The organism is Acidovorax sp. Root402 (assembly GCF_001425125.1).
GTDB lineage: Bacteria > Pseudomonadota > Gammaproteobacteria > Burkholderiales > Burkholderiaceae_C > Acidovorax > Acidovorax delafieldii.
Map to the genome: position 1 here is coordinate 41,427 of NZ_LMDQ01000004.1, position 14,211 is coordinate 55,637.

The 14,211-nt window shown below is 65.9% G+C and carries 11 protein-coding genes and 1 pseudogene; 9 read left to right on the forward strand and 3 right to left on the reverse strand.

All coding sequences use genetic code 11. The annotated features are described in order from the left end of the window. The first annotated feature begins 5 nt into the window (after window positions 1-5). Window positions 6-2,402 (forward strand): DNA polymerase II, encoded by a 2,397-nt coding sequence (locus ASC83_RS04090; protein WP_056058509.1) that lies wholly within the window; start codon window positions 6-8, stop codon window positions 2,400-2,402. Between the two features lie 214 nt (window positions 2,403-2,616). Here the strand turns inward: ASC83_RS04090 and argC are convergent, their stop codons facing one another. Beyond that, window positions 2,617-3,576: an N-acetyl-gamma-glutamyl-phosphate reductase gene (argC, locus tag ASC83_RS04095; protein ID WP_056058512.1), complete on the reverse strand. Its 960-nt coding sequence runs from the start codon at window positions 3,574-3,576 to the stop codon at window positions 2,617-2,619. A gap of 101 nt (window positions 3,577-3,677) precedes the next feature. On the opposite strand from argC, the gene ASC83_RS04100 reads away from it, so the two are divergent. Next, window positions 3,678-4,565, forward strand: a complete 888-nt coding sequence (locus ASC83_RS04100; RefSeq protein ID WP_056058515.1) for a LysR family transcriptional regulator — start codon at window positions 3,678-3,680, stop codon at window positions 4,563-4,565. 47 nt (window positions 4,566-4,612) lie between these two features. Here ASC83_RS04100 and petA read toward each other — a convergent pair whose 3' ends face one another. Beyond that, window positions 4,613-5,239, reverse strand: coding sequence for a ubiquinol-cytochrome c reductase iron-sulfur subunit (gene petA, locus ASC83_RS04105; RefSeq protein ID WP_056058518.1), 627 nt, complete (start codon window positions 5,237-5,239; stop codon window positions 4,613-4,615). A gap of 360 nt (window positions 5,240-5,599) precedes the next feature. Between petA and ASC83_RS04110 the strand changes: the two genes are divergently transcribed. Next, window positions 5,600-6,979 carry a sigma-54-dependent Fis family transcriptional regulator gene (locus tag ASC83_RS04110; protein ID WP_056058521.1) on the forward strand — a complete coding sequence of 460 codons (1,380 nt, stop codon included), beginning with the start codon at window positions 5,600-5,602 and terminating at the stop codon, window positions 6,977-6,979. An 89-nt stretch (window positions 6,980-7,068) separates the two neighbouring features. Here the strand turns inward: ASC83_RS04110 and ASC83_RS04115 are convergent, their stop codons facing one another. After that, window positions 7,069-7,773: a TetR/AcrR family transcriptional regulator gene (locus tag ASC83_RS04115; protein ID WP_056058524.1), complete on the reverse strand. Its 705-nt coding sequence runs from the start codon at window positions 7,771-7,773 to the stop codon at window positions 7,069-7,071. Between the two features lie 182 nt (window positions 7,774-7,955). On the opposite strand from ASC83_RS04115, the gene ASC83_RS23820 reads away from it, so the two are divergent. The 6 genes and pseudogenes from ASC83_RS23820 to ASC83_RS04140 form a co-directional block, all read left to right on the forward strand. Continuing rightward, window positions 7,956-8,105, forward strand: coding sequence for a hypothetical protein (locus ASC83_RS23820; protein WP_156379419.1), 150 nt, complete (start codon window positions 7,956-7,958; stop codon window positions 8,103-8,105). Continuing rightward, on the forward strand, window positions 8,105-9,454 hold the full coding sequence (locus tag ASC83_RS04120) for an NAD(P)-dependent oxidoreductase (protein ID WP_056058527.1): 1,350 nt from the start codon (window positions 8,105-8,107) through the stop codon (window positions 9,452-9,454). Before ASC83_RS23820 ends, ASC83_RS04120 begins: the two co-directional genes overlap by 1 nt. A 33-nt stretch (window positions 9,455-9,487) precedes the next feature. Beyond that, window positions 9,488-10,801 carry an NAD-dependent dihydropyrimidine dehydrogenase subunit PreA gene (gene preA, locus ASC83_RS04125; protein WP_056058530.1) on the forward strand — a complete coding sequence of 438 codons (1,314 nt, stop codon included), beginning with the start codon at window positions 9,488-9,490 and terminating at the stop codon, window positions 10,799-10,801. 221 nt (window positions 10,802-11,022) lie between these two features. Then, complete coding sequence (locus ASC83_RS04130; RefSeq protein ID WP_056058533.1) at window positions 11,023-12,480, forward strand: NCS1 family nucleobase:cation symporter-1; 1,458 nt, start codon at window positions 11,023-11,025, stop codon at window positions 12,478-12,480. 80 nt (window positions 12,481-12,560) lie between these two features. Continuing rightward, window positions 12,561-14,012, forward strand: a complete 1,452-nt coding sequence (hydA, locus tag ASC83_RS04135) for a dihydropyrimidinase (RefSeq protein WP_056058536.1) — start codon at window positions 12,561-12,563, stop codon at window positions 14,010-14,012. Window positions 14,013-14,038: 26 nt separating this feature from the next. Next, window positions 14,039-14,211: pseudogene (locus ASC83_RS04140) on the forward strand (Zn-dependent hydrolase); the annotation flags it as partial.

Genomic DNA, 14,211 nt, shown 5'->3' on the forward strand with positions numbered 1-14,211 from the left:
ACCTGATGTCCTCAGCCCTCGCACCCACCGAACTCCGGGGCTTCCTCCTCACACGCCATTGGCGTGACCTCCCTGACGGCACCGAGATCGAATACTGGCTGGCCACCGACGACGGGCCCAAGAAGGTGCTTCTGACCCGGCAGAGCTCGGTCGCCTTTCTGCCTGCCCAACACCGGGCTGCAGCGCAGGCCTCACTGGCGAGCCTGCAGGGCCTGGAGGCGAAGGAGCTCGGTCTGAAGACATTCGATCAGCAGCCCGTCCTCGGTGTCTACGCCCGCAGGTTCCGCGATCTCGGCAAGCTGGCGCGCGCGCTCCAGCCGCTGGGAATACCACTCTACGAAGCGGATGTCCGCCCGCACGATCGCTACCTGATGGAGCGGTTCATCACGGCCGGTGTTCTGATCGAGGGAGGCCAGCGCGAAGGCTCGACCATCCTCGACGGCAAGTTGAAGCCAGCATCCGGTTGGCGCCCGGTATTGAAGGTGGTGTCGCTGGACATTGAGACGAGCGCGACCGAGGAGCTGTACTCGATCGCACTGGATGGTGCGGGCGACCGGGTGGTGTTCATGCTGGGGGAAGCACCAGAGTCTGTATCAGCGCCAGCTGTGTCGCCGGTGGACTTCAGGCTTGTGTACTGCCCGACACGCCGGGAGATGATTGAGCAGCTCAATGCCTGGTTTGCAGACCATGACCCGGATGTCATCGTCGGCTGGAGCGTGATCCAGTTCGACCTGCGGGTGCTGCAAAAGACCGCCGACGCGAACTCCGTGCAACTGCTACTCGGACGTGAGCGCCGCCCCATCGCTTGGCGTACGCACCCGGGGCGCCAGGGCTACCTGTTCGCACCCATGCCCGGACGCGTGGTTGTCGATGGCATCGAAGCACTGCGGGCGGGCATGTGGAGCTTCCCGTCTTTCAGCCTCGAAGCGGTCTCGCAGGCATTGCTCGGCGAGGGCAAGGAGATCGGCGATGCCTACGACAAGATGGATGAAATCGAGCGGCGCTACCAGGAAGACAAGCCGGCGCTGGCCAGCTACAACATCCGCGACTGCGCGCTCGTCCTTCGCATTTTCGAAAAACTGGAGCTGCTGCCGTTCGTGCTGGAGCGAGCCCAGACCACGGGCTTGCAGATAGATCACTTCGGCGGCTCCATCGCCGCATTCAGCCACCACTACCTGCCGCGCATGCACCGCCTGGGCTACGTGGCACCCAACGTGGGTGACATCGCAGCCAAGGCGTTTCCTGGCGGCTATGTGATGGACTCCAGGCCGGGCTTCTACGACTCCGTCGTGGTCCTGGACTACAAAAGCCTGTACCCCTCCATCATCCGGACCTTTCTGGTGGACCCCGTGGGTCTGGTCGAGGGAGAGAGCGCCGACATCCAGACCGGCTTGGTGCACGGGCCGCAAGGCACGCTGTTCTCACGCGAGAAGCACTGCCTGCCGGACATCGTGACGACTCTCTCGAATGCCCGGGACGAGGCCAAGCGGGCGCGCAATCAGCCGCTGTCGCAGGCCCTGAAGCTGCTCATGAACTCCTTCGCCGGGGTGCTCGGCGCGTCCGAGTGCCGCTTCTTCAATCCGAAGCTGGTGTCCGCCGTCACTCTGCGCGGCCACGAGGTGATGAAGCTCACCCGCGCATTTGTGGAGCAGCGTGGATACGCAGTCATCTACGGGGACACCGACTCCATCTTCATCTGGCTCAAGCGCACCTATCCCAATGCGGAGGCGCACGCTATTGCGGCCGGCTTGGTGCAGGAGATCAATGCCTGGTGGACACGGAAGCTGCGGGAAGAGCAGCAGCTGAAGAACTTCCTCGAAATCGAGTTCGACACGCACTACGCCAAGTTCTTCATGCCCACCATCCGAGGCTCGGATGTCGGTAGCAAGAAGCGCTACGCAGGCCTGAGCGTCGATGAAGAGGGACGGGAAGAGATGGTCTATCGCGGGCTGGAGATGGCCCGCAGCGACTGGACCCTGTTGGCACGCCAGTTCCAGGAAGGCTTGCTGTCACGCATCTTCCATGGTGAGCCCTACCGGGCGTTCGTGGCCGACTATGCGCGGTCGATGCTGGAAGGCCAGATGGATACGCTGCTCGTCTACCGAAAACGGCTGCGTCACCGGCTTGATGCTTATGAAGTCAATGTGCCGCCCCAGGTGCGCGCGGCACGCATCGCTGATGCTCACAACGCGAAGTTGAACCGTCCCCAGCAGTACCAGCGTGGCGGCTGGATCGAGTACGTGATGACACAGAGCGGCCCCGAACCTCTGGAGGCCCGGCATTCGCGCATTGACTATGAGCACTACCTCGTCAAACAACTGCAACCCATTGCTGATGCGATTCTTCAGCCGCTGGGGGACAGCTTTGCAGCATTGACGAGTGCGCAGAAGGTGTTGTTCTAGGCGATACCGGCGGTCGAACTGGTGCGCCCCCTGATGCGGACTTGTTGACGAGGGCGAGCAGACGAGACCGTCTATTTGCGTCCGATAGCGAGCTTCGCACCCACGAAAGTCTAGTGGCGCAAAAACCGCACCGACGAATGTAGAGTGGCGCGGGCCTCTAAACACCAATGGCGCAGTTTGGAGGAAACTGAAGTAAATCAAAGACTTACGCCTGCTAGGTTTCTAAGGTTAACTGACGTTCCGCAGCAGCACCCAGCATCAGATCCAGGTTCTGCACCGCCGCCCCCGAGGCGCCCTTGCCAAGGTTGTCAAACACGGCGGTCAGCAACACCTGACCGTGGCGGGCGTTGCTGAACACCCCCAGCTGCAGCCGGTTGGTGCCGTTCAGGGCTTGCGGGTCCAGATGCTCGGCCGCTTCGGTGGTGGCGGGGGGCATCACCTCGACAAAGGTGGCGCCGGCATAGTGCTGCTGCAGGCAGGCGTGCAGGTGTTCGCCTTGCGCTCCGGGCGCGAGCTGCCGCAGATGCAGCCCGATGGTCAGCACGATGCCCTGGCGGAAGGCGCCGTACGAGGGCAGAAAAAACGGGCGCTGCGACAGCCCCGCGTGCTGCGCGATCTCGGGCGTGTGTTTGTGCTCCAGCTGCAGCCCATAGACCTGGAAGGCGGGCGCACTGGCTGCTTCGGGGCCTTCGTGTGCTTGCACCCGGGCACGCCCACCGCCGGAATACCCCGACACCGCATGGATGGTGAGCGCATGGTCGGCAGGCAACAAGCCGGCCTGCACCAGGGGCCGCAGCAGGGCGATGGCGCCTGTGGGGTAGCAGCCGGGGTTGCTGACGCGTTGCGCGTTGGCGATGCGCGCGGCCTGCGCCGCATCCATCTCAGGGAACCCATAAACCCATTGCGCGTCCGTGCGGTGGGCCGAGCTGGCGTCGATCACGCGCACTGAGGGGTTGTGGATGGCGGCCACGGCTTCGCGGGCGGCGGCGTCGGGCAGGCACAGGATGGCGATGTCGCAGCTGTTGATGGCTTCGGCGCGGCGGGTGGGGTTCTTGCGGTCGGCTTCGGGCAGTGTCAGCAGCTGCAGATCTGTGCGGCCGTGCAGGCGCTGGTGGATTTGCAGGCCGGTGGCGCCTTGGTCGCCGTCAATAAAAACAAGGGGGTGGGTGGTCATGGTGCGGATTCCTGGGATGGGGGGATGTGGAATCTTCGGCGCCGGTCTAAACTTTGAAAAGTTGAATTTCACAAACATCAAGATCAGTTCTGCTGAACGTCATGCGCGAACTCAATCTCGACCGGCTGCGTACCCTGGTCACCATCGCTGACCTCGGGTCTTTCGCTGAAGCTGCCCGCACGCTGCACCTGGCGCCGCCCACGGTCAGCCTGCACATTGCCGACCTGGAGGCGTTGATCGGTGCGCCTTTGCTGGTGCGCAAGCGGGGCGAGGTGCGGCCGTCCGGCGCGGGGGAGGTGCTGGTGGAGCGGGCGCGGCGTCTGCTGGCCGATGCCGACGAGGCCATGGACCTGGTGCGGCGCCAGGTGCAGGGGCTGGAGGGGCGGGTGCGGCTGGGCGCGTCCACCGGCGCCATCGCGCATCTGCTGCCCCAGGCGCTGGAGGTGCTGGGCCAGCACCACCCCGGCATCGATGTGCAGGTGCTGGTGCTCACGTCGCAGGAGACTGTGTCGCGGCTGGCGCTGGGGGCATTGGATGTGGGCCTGGTGGCCTTGCCCATGGCCTCGGTGCGCGGGGTGACGGTGATGCCGTGGCGGCGCGATCCGGTGATGGCGTTTGTGCCCTCCACCTGGACTGCACCCCGGCGGGTCACGCCCCAGTGGCTGGCGGGTCAGCCGCTGATCCTGAACGACGACGGCACCAGCCTGTCGCGCCTGACGAGCGATTGGCTGGCCTTGGCGGGCGAGCAACCCAAGGCGCGCATCCAGCTCAACTACAACGATGCCATCAAGAGCCTGGTGGCCGCCGGCTACGGGGCCACGCTGCTGCCGCACGAGGCATCCACCGCCACGCCGCTGGACCCGCGCATTCGCATGCTGCCGGTGCAGCCCCGGCTGTGGCGCCCCCTGGGCATCGCCCACCGCGCGGGCCCGGTGGAGCGCGCCACCCAGCATGTGCTGGATGTGCTGTGGCAACAGAAGCAGGTGTGACGCGAAGCTGAACCGGGAATGTGCCGCCCCAGGCCGCCGCCTGTCGCTCAGGCAGCGTCGTCCCCGATGAGCAGCCGGGTGTCGGACACGTAGCGGTGCGGCGGTACCTCCAGGTTGGTGGGCGCGGGCTTGTTCTTGAAGACGCGGCCCGCCAGGTCGAAGGTGGAGCCGTGGCAGGGACAAAAGAAGCCGCCCTGCCACTGGTCGCCCACGCTGGGGTTGCTGGTGCCTGCAGGCACGGCGGTGGGCGAGCAGCCAAGGTGGGTGCAGATGCCCACGGTGACAAACACCTCCGGGCGGATGGAGCGTTGCGGGTTGCGGGCGTACTCGGGTTGCTGGTCCTTGCGCGAGGCGGGGTCGGCCAGTGCGGCGTCTTGCTGGGGCAGGGCGGCCAGCATCTCGGGCGTACGCCGCATGATCCACACGGGCTTGCCGCGCCATTCCACCGTCTTCACGCCGCCGGGCTGCAGGTCGCTGATGTCCACCTCCACGCCGGCGCCCATGGCCCGCGCGCGCTCGCTGGGGGCCAGGCTGGACACCAGGGGCACGGCAACCCCTGCCGCCGCCACGCAGCCCGTGGCCGCTGTCAGCAGCACCAGCTGCCGACGCTCTGCGGAGGGATCGCCGTCGGTGCCTGGAAGGCAGCCATTGGGAGTAGCGGTGTGGAGAGACATGGGGTGCTTTCAGAGAGAGGTAGGACTGGCCGTGGCGTCGAGAGGGGGGCTCGGCGGGGTGACAACCACCGCCCGCAACGTAGCGGGCGGCAATGCTCTACCGCAAACGACGTGCCATCACCCGCAAGACCGGCCTGCCATGACGCGTCCCGCATGAAAAGCCTGTGAATTCAACAGGTTGCGCGCGCGATATCGGGTGAGCGGGCGCGCCGCAGGCCCGGCCCCAGCCGGATGGACTGCCATTCCGTCTGTCAAATTAACTGCCAACTGCCATCCATTGCAGTCCGCATGGCATAGATCAAAGGCCTGTCGGCGAAACCGGTGCACCGTCAGGGCCTTTGCCTGCACCGAGGTGTTACCATGCCCCGTCTCCCCGCGCCACCCGCCGAACTGGTGTCCTTTCTGGAGGGCCTGACTGATCCGCACATCCTGCTGGACGACCGCTATCGCATCCTGGCGGCCAATGGGGCTTATCGCCGCCAGTTCGGTGCATCGGGCGGTACGGAAGGCGGTGCGGAGGGCAGCGTGGTGGGGCGCACCTGCCATGCCGTGTCCCACCATGCCAGCGTGCCCTGTGACCAGGCGGGCGAGTCCTGCCCGCTGGCGCAGGCGCGCGCCTCGGGGCAACGCGAACGGGTGCTGCATGTGCACCACACCGCCCAGGGCGAGGAATATGTGCAGATCGAGCTGGCGCCTGTGGCGGGTGCGGACGGCACCGCGGGGTTCTTTGTCGAAAAGATGGTGCCTTTGCCGGTGGCGGCGCAGCCGGTGCCGTCGGCGCAGGGGCTCATCGGGCGTTCGCCCGCTTTCCAGAAGATGCTGGGCCTGGTGGCGCGGGTGGCGCCTTCGCGGGCTGCGGTGCTGTTGCTGGGCGAGTCGGGCACGGGCAAGGAGCTGGCGGCCCATGCCGTGCACCAGGGCAGCCTGCGCGCGCGGCGTGCGCTGGTGCCCGTGGACTGCTCCAGCATGCCCGAGGCGCTGTTCGAGTCCGAGCTGTTCGGGCATGAGAAAGGGGCGTTCACCGGCGCGGCCCAGGCCCGGCCGGGGCTGGTAGAGGCGGCAAACGGTGGCACGCTGTTTCTGGACGAAGTGGGCGACATTCCCCTGCCGCTGCAGGTCAAGCTGCTGCGCCTGCTGGAGACCGGCACCTACCGCCGCGTGGGCAGCACCGAGCTGAGGCATGCCGACCTGCGCGTGGTGTCTGCCACGCACCGCAACCTGCAGCACATGGTGGCCGCAGGGCACTTTCGCGAAGACCTGTATTACCGCCTGAGCACCTTCCCCATCCACCTGCCACCGCTGCGCGAACGCCAGGGGGACACCGCTTTGCTGGCACGCGCGCTGCTGGAACGCGTGGCGCCCCAGCCCCGTGCGCTGCAGTTGTCTGGCGCTGCGCTGGCCTTGCTGGAGGCGCAGCCCTACCCCGGCAATGTGCGGGAACTGCGCAACCTGCTGGAGCGCACCGCCTTGCTGTGCGATGGCGACAGCATCGGCGCGGAGCATGTGCAGCAAGCGCTTGCCTGTGGTCTGCCCCCGCTCGCGGGTGCGGTGGCTCAGGGCGCAGGGGTGCTGCCTGTATCGGTTGCGTTAGCGGGGCTGCCACGCCGCCGCCCCTTGCCCGACGACGAGGCCCTGCGCCAGGCCGTGGCTGCCCACCAGGGCAGCCGTTTAGCCCTGGCGCGGCGGCTGGGCATCAGCGAGCGATCGCTGTACCGGCGGCTGAAAACATTGGGTGCTTGACGCCAATAAGTGAAGAAATTGGCCTCAGGCGCATATTTTGATTGTGCTGGCAGCTATCTTTTATATAGCGTTTGGTGCGCCTTGCTGGCTTAGACCACCGCATCGGGCGCCAGCGCGCTCAGCACCATGCGCACGATCAGTTCCTCGGCCTTTTCGTAGTCGCGCTCGGTCAGGGAGGGCTTGCCCAGCAGCAGGGCGAACTGGGCTTCCTGCTCCGCATACGCCTGGGTGACCGACCAGATGATGAACATCAGGTGCGTGAAGTTGACCTTGGCAATGCGGCCCTCGCGCGCCCAGCGCTCGAAGGTGCGCACCTCGGTCTTGAGCAGCGGCGCCACGCGTTCGGTGATGGCCGTGCCATACCGTGGTGCACCTGCAATCACCTCTTTGGTGAACACCTTAGCGCCCTGGGGGCGGGTGCGCGAATAGTGCAGCTTGGCGCGGATGTAGCGCCGAAGCGCCTGCTGGGGGTCATCGCTGTGCGACAGGTCTTCCATGCCCGCCAGCCACTGGGTGAGCACATCGTCCAGCACCCGCTGGTACAGCGCTTCCTTGCTCGGGAAGTAATACAGCAGGTTGTGGCGGCTGATGCCGATGGCGGCGGCAATGCTCTCCAGCGATGCGCCCTCAAAGCCGAATTGCGCAAACTGATTCTCGGCCTCGGTAAGGATGCCCTGCTCCTTGAGCAGCCGCGAGGCCGTGGGGGCGCGGGGGGCGGACTCGTCGTGAGGCGGGAGGGCCGCCTTGCGGGGACGCGGGGGCGGGGGGGCAGGGGACGGGCGGGCTGCAGTCATTGCACCATTGTGGAACAAGCCGGGGCCTGAAAACTGGCAATTGGCTAGCTGGAGGCTGGCACGCGGTTTGCTGTAGGGATTTTACCAATTGGTAAATTTTTACGGGTTGGTAAATTGACCCACAACGCAGGGCACCGCCGTCGCAAAGCAGCGGGCACCTGCACCCCACAGCGAGGACCACGATGAAACCTCCGAAGTTTGCGGGCACCAGCATTCACGCCGGTGCCGCATTGGTTGGCGCCACTTGCTGGCGCTCCAACGCTGCGCGGCGTGCGCTTGCACGCCCCATGGGCGCCCAGACCCCCACCCTGACCCTCTCGGAGGAAACCTGATGGACACACCCGCAAGTCGTGCCTGCGGCATTCATGCCGCACGCCTGAACCTGGCCGACTACGCCGTGAACTTCAGCGACGCACACCCGCCGCTCACCCGCCCGCAGGCGCTGATCGAGGCCGAGCGCTGCTATTACTGCCACGACGCCCCCTGCGCCACGGCCTGCCCCACGGGCATCGACATCCCGTCGTTCATCCACCGCATTGCGCAGGACAACAACCGGGGCGCGGCCCGCGCCATCCTGGAGGCGAACCCGCTGGGTGGCATGTGCGCTCGGGTGTGCCCCACCGAGGTGCTGTGCGAGCAGGCCTGCGTGCGCAACACCAACGAAGACAAGCCGGTGGAGATCGGCTCACTGCAGCGCTACGCCACCGACGCCTTCTTTGCCCAGCCCGGTGCACCGCTGTTCCAGCGCGCAGCCGTCACCGGCAAGCGCGTGGCCGTGGTGGGCGCAGGGCCTGCGGGCCTGGCCTGTGCGCATGGCCTGGCCGTGCGCGGGCATGACGTGGTGCTGTTCGAGGCGCGCCCCAAGCTCGGCGGCCTCAACGAATATGGCCTGGCCAGCTACAAGACCGCCCACAACTTTGCGCAGAAGGAAGTGGAGTGGCTGCTGTCCATCGGCGGTATCGAGGTGCGCACGGGCCAGCAACTGGGCCGTGACATCACGCTCGACAGCTTGCTGGGCGCTTACGACGCTGTGTTCCTGGGCCTGGGCCTGCAGGGTGTGAACGCGCTGGGCGTGGCTGAGCCCACGGCCACTGGCCTGCGCAATGCGGTGGACTTCATTGCCGAGCTGCGCCAGAGCACCGACCTCTCCACCCTGCCCGTAGGCCGCCGCGTGGTGGTGATTGGCGGCGGCATGACGGCGGTGGACGCCGCTGTGCAGTCGCGCAAGCTGGGCGCGGAAGAAGTGACCATCGTCTACCGCCGGGGCGCAGAGGCCATGTCGGCATCGGCCGTGGAGCAGCAATGGGCGCAGACGAATGGCGTGACCATTCGCCACTGGGCAGCACCGAAAGAGGTGCTGAGCGAAAACGGCGCGGTGAAGGGCGTGCGCTTCGCAGCCACGGCACTGAGCAGCGGCAAGCTGGTGGAAACTGGTGAGACCTTCACGCTCGATGCCGACATGGTGCTCAAGGCCATCGGCCAGACCTTTGTGGCCGAGCCCGTGGGCAACCGCATTGCATTGGAGGGCGGGCGCATCGCCACCGATGCCGAAGGCCAGACCAGCCTGGCGCGTGTGTGGGCCGGTGGCGACTGCCGCGTGGGCGGCCGCGACCTCACGGTGGAGGCTGTGGAGCACGGCAAGGTCGCCGCTGTTTCCATCCACGCCGCACTGATGGCTTGAACCCCTTCCCCCCAGTTTTCACGGGAGCACCCCATGGCAGACATTCGCAGCAATTTCCTGGGCATCCAAAGCCCCAACCCCTTCTGGCTCGCGTCCGCACCGCCCACCGACAAAGAGATCAACGTCACCCGCGCCTTTGAGGCGGGCTGGGGCGGCGTGGTGTGGAAGACGCTGGGCGAAGACCCACCGGTGGTCAACGTCAACGGCCCGCGCTACTCCACACTCATGTCGCAAGACCGCCGCGTGATCGGACTGAACAACATCGAGCTGATCACCGACCGGCCTCTGCAGACCAACCTCAAAGAGATCAAACGCGTCAAACGCAACTGGCCGGACCGGGCCATGATCGTATCGCTGATGGTGCCCTGCGTGGAAGAGAGCTGGAAGAACATCCTGCCGCTGGTGGAAGACACCGGCGCCGACGGCATCGAACTCAACTTCGGTTGCCCACATGGCATGAGCGAGCGCGGCATGGGCGCGGCCGTGGGCCAGGTGCCGGAATACATCCAGATGGTAACGGCCTGGTGCAAGCACTACAGCAAGCTGCCCGTGATCGTGAAGCTCACGCCCAACATCACCGATGTGCGCCACCCCGCGCGTGCGGCCAAGGCGGGCGGGGCCGATGCCGTGTCGCTCATCAACACCATCAACTCCATCATGGGCGTGGACCTGGACCGCATGGTGATGAGCCCGAGCACGGACGGCTGGGGCTCGCACGGCGGCTACTGCGGCCCGGCCGTCAAGCCTATTGCGCTGAACATGGTGGCCGAGATTGCACGCGATGCGCAGACCGCCGGCCTGCCCATCAGCGGTATTGGCGGAATCACCACCTGGCGCGATGCGGCCGAGTACATGGCGCTGGGCTGCGGCACGGTGCAGGTGTGCACGGCGGCCATGGTGTATGGCTTCAAGATCGTGCAGGACATGTGCGACGGGCTGTCCAACTTCATGGACGAGCACGGGTATGCCACGCTCGACGACTTCAAGGGCCAGGCCGTGCCTACCGTGAAGGACTGGAAGAACCTCAACCTCAACCACATCGAAAAAGCTGTCATCAACCAGGATGCCTGTATCCAGTGCGGCCGCTGCCATGTGGTCTGCGAAGACACCTCGCACCAGGCCATCACCTTCACCAAGGAGGGCGGTGTGCGCAAGTTCGAGATCAACGAGGCCGAGTGCGTGGGCTGCAACCTGTGCGTGTCGATCTGCCCCGTGCCCGAGTGCATCACCATGCGCGCGCTGGAGCCCGGCGAGGTGGATGTGCGCACTGGTAAGAAGGTGACGGGCGAATACGCCAACTGGACCACGCACCCCAACAACCCGCAGCGCGTGTCTGCCGCAGCTTGACATGTGCCCCTGCGAGCTTGTGCCACAGACCCCGCAAGGCGTTGCGGCAGCACCCGTTGTGGTGCCGATTTGCAACGCATGCTGCACTGCATCTGGTGCAGTTCTTGCGTGATCTCTAGCATCGCTCGCTTCCCTTTGCCCGCCATCTGCCAGCGTGAGGGCGCTGGAACAGACAGCGGGTTGTGTGCAACCCCAACGACGTCTTTGACAGGAGTACAGGCATGACCAACAGTACCGGCAGCGCGGCCCATGTGGCGGGGCTGATGCCCGGCGATGCATCCAACACGCTCGCCAATGAAGATCTGCTCCCCACCACCGCCGCGCAGCGACACTGGACGTGGAAGGACTTTGCCGCACTCTGGGTGGGCATGGTCGTGTGTGTGCCCACCTACACCATGGCCAGCTCCATGCTGGACCAAGGCTTCACCTGGCAGATGGCCGTGTGGCTGGTGTTCCTGGCCAACTGCATCGTGCTGGTGCCCATGGTGCTCATCGGGCGCGTGGGGCCCCGGTACGGCGTGCCGTTCCCGGTGCTGGCGCGTGCATCGTTTGGCGTGAAAGGCGCCAACCTGCCCGCCGTGCTGCGCGGGCTGGTGGCGTGTGGCTGGTTCTCCATCAACTGCTACTTTGGCGCGCTGGCGCTGCACGGGTTCCTCAACATCCTGGGCATGGGGCTCGCGGGACCGGCCGATGGGCAGACCATCAGCACCTCGCAGTTCATGTGCTTTCTGGCGTTTTGGGCGGTACACATCTGGTTCATCTGGAAGGGGCCGGAGTCCATCCGCATGCTGGAGGTGATTGCGGCGCCGCTGATGATCATTGCGTCCATCGCACTGGTTGTGGTGCTGATGATGAAGGTGCCCTCGGGCCAGCTCTTCAACCTGCCCGCCAAGGTGGTCGAGGGCGGCCCCAAGACCTGGGCGGCGCTCACCGGTCTGGTCGGCTTCTGGGCCACGCTGGCACTCAACATTCCGGACTTCACCCGCTTTGCCAAGTCGCAGAATGACCAGGTGGTGGGCCAGGCCATCGGCCTGCCGATTCCCATGGCGCTGTTCTCCATGGTGGGCGTGATCGGCTTCTCTGCCTCGGCCATCCTGTACGGCAAGGCCCAGCTGTTCCCCGATGGTCTGCTCACGCAGATGGGCAGCGTGGCCGCAGGCCTGGGCCTGCTGGTGATCTTGCTCGCCAACCTCACCACCAACGTGGCCGCCAACCTGGTTTCGCCGTCGTATGACTTCAGCCAGTGCGCGCCGTCCAAGATCAGCTTCCGCATGGGCGGCCTGATCGCTGCAGGCATCGGTCTGCTGTTCATGCCCTGGAAACTGCTGGCCACCTCGGGCGGCTACCTGTTCACCTGGCTGGGCGGCTACGGCACGCTGCTGGGCGCGATTGCGGGCATTTTGCTGGTGGACTACTACCTGGTGCGCAAGAGCGAACTGAAGGTGGACGATCTGTACCGCCGTGGCGGTGAATACGAGTACAGCAACGGCTGGAACCTGCAGGCCCTGATCGCCTTTGCGCTGGGCGTGCTGCCTTGCCTGCCGGGCTACCTGGCGGTATCGGGCGTGGTGGACAAGGCAAGCATGCCCGCCATCTGGTTGTCGCTGTTCGATGCGGGCTGGTTCTTCAGCCTGGCGGTGGCCGGCACCTACTACTACCTGACGGCCAAGAAGAAGTGATGCCCCGGACCCTGCCTGGGCCTGGTGCCAGTGCAGGGTCCCTTTTTTTGATTTGATCCGTATCCCTGAAGGAGACCCCCATGACCCAAGCCCTTGTGATCCGCGGTGGCACCGTGGTCAACGCCGACCGTGAACAGCGCGCCGATGTGTTGTGCGTCGATGGCCGCATCGTGGCCGTGGGGGAAGATGCTGCGGCCCAGGCCCCTGCGGGTGCAGAGACGCTGGACGCCAGCGGCCAATACGTGCTGCCCGGCGGCATCGACCCGCACACGCACATGCAGCTGCCGTTCATGGGCACCGTCACCATGGACGACTTCTTCACCGGCACGGCAGCCGCATTGGCTGGCGGCACCACGAGCATCATCGACTTCGTGATCCCCGACCCGCAGGAGCCCATCCTGGACGCCTATCGCAAGTGGCGGGGCTGGGCCGAGAAGTCTGCGGCGGACTATTCCTTCCACGTCGCCATCACCTGGTGGAGCGATCAGGTGCGCGCCGACATGGGCACGCTGGTGCAGCAGGAAGGCGTGAACAGTTTCAAGCACTTCATGGCCTACAAGAACGCCATCATGTGCGACGACGAAACCCTGGTGAACAGCTTCAAGCGCGCGTTGGAGCTGGGCGCCATGCCCACGGTGCATGCCGAAAACGGCGAGCTGGTGTACCTGCTGCAGCAAGAGGTCGCCAAGATGGGCATCACCGGCCCCGAGGGCCACCCGCTGTCGCGCCCACCCATGGTGGAGGCCGAGGCCGCCAACCGTGCCATCGCCATTGCCGATGTGCTGGGCGTGCCCATCTACGTGGTGCATGTGAGCTGCATGGAGTCGGCCGACGCCATTGCCCGCGCCCGTGCGCGCGGCCAGCGCGTGTACGGTGAAGTGCTGGCAGGCCACTTGTTGGTGGATGACAGCGTGTACCGCGACCCCGATTTTGCCAAGGCCGCCGCCTATGTGATGAGCCCGCCCTTCCGCCCCAAGGGCCACCAGGAGGCGCTGTGGCGCGGCCTGCAGTCGGGCCAACTGCACACCACGGCCACGGACCACTGCACCTTCTGCGCCGCGCAAAAAGCCATGGGCAAAGAGAACTTCGCCAAGATCCCCAACGGCACGGGCGGCGTGGAAGAGCGCATGGCCGCGCTGTGGGATGGCGGCGTGAACACCGGGCGCCTCACCCCATCCGAGTTCGTGGCCATCACCTCGGCCAACGCGGCCAAGCTGTTCAACATCTACCCGCGCAAGGGCTACATCGGCGAAGGCGCCGATGCCGACCTGGTGCTGTGGGACCCGCAAGGCACCAAGACCTTCTCCGCCAAGACCCAGTTCAGCAAGGGCGACTTCAACATCTTTGAAGGCCGCACCGTGCGCGGCATCCCCAGCCACACCGTGAGCCAGGGCCGCGTGGTGTTTGCCAACGGCGACCTGCGGGCCGAGCAGGGCAAGGGCCGCTACATCAAGCGCCCCGCGTTTGGCGCCAACTTCCAGGCCGTGCAAAAGCGTGCGCAGGACCTGGCCCCCTCGGCGGTGGCGCGCTAAGCGCTGCAATGCATCTGGAGAACACCATGGACACCAAAGTCAAACCCGACATCGAGAACCTGCGCATCAACGGCGATCGCCTGTGGGCATCGCTGATGGAGCTGGCGCAGATCGGCGCCACCCCCAAGGGCGGCGTGTGCCGCCTCACCCTCACCGACCTGGACAAGCAGGGCCGTGACTTGGTGACCCGCTGGGCGCG

Bases quoted from the DNA above. Each gene is read 5' to 3' on its own strand.
- petA (WP_056058518.1), bottom strand. From the start codon at position 5,239: ATGTCTCTCCACACCGCTACTCCCAATGGCTGCCTTCCAGGCACCGAC.
- ASC83_RS23820 (WP_156379419.1), top strand. From the start codon at position 7,956: ATGAAACCTCCGAAGTTTGCGGGCACCAGCATTCACGCCGGTGCCGCA.
- argC (WP_056058512.1), bottom strand. From the start codon at position 3,576: ATGACCACCCACCCCCTTGTTTTTATTGACGGCGACCAAGGCGCCACC.
- hydA (WP_056058536.1), top strand. From the start codon at position 12,561: ATGACCCAAGCCCTTGTGATCCGCGGTGGCACCGTGGTCAACGCCGAC.
- ASC83_RS04130 (WP_056058533.1), top strand. From the start codon at position 11,023: ATGACCAACAGTACCGGCAGCGCGGCCCATGTGGCGGGGCTGATGCCC.
- ASC83_RS04100 (WP_056058515.1), top strand. From the start codon at position 3,678: ATGCGCGAACTCAATCTCGACCGGCTGCGTACCCTGGTCACCATCGCT.
- ASC83_RS04110 (WP_056058521.1), top strand. From the start codon at position 5,600: ATGCCCCGTCTCCCCGCGCCACCCGCCGAACTGGTGTCCTTTCTGGAG.
- ASC83_RS04115 (WP_056058524.1), bottom strand. From the start codon at position 7,773: ATGACTGCAGCCCGCCCGTCCCCTGCCCCCCCGCCCCCGCGTCCCCGC.
- preA (WP_056058530.1), top strand. From the start codon at position 9,488: ATGGCAGACATTCGCAGCAATTTCCTGGGCATCCAAAGCCCCAACCCC.
- ASC83_RS04120 (WP_056058527.1), top strand. From the start codon at position 8,105: ATGGACACACCCGCAAGTCGTGCCTGCGGCATTCATGCCGCACGCCTG.
- ASC83_RS04090 (WP_056058509.1), top strand. From the start codon at position 6: ATGTCCTCAGCCCTCGCACCCACCGAACTCCGGGGCTTCCTCCTCACA.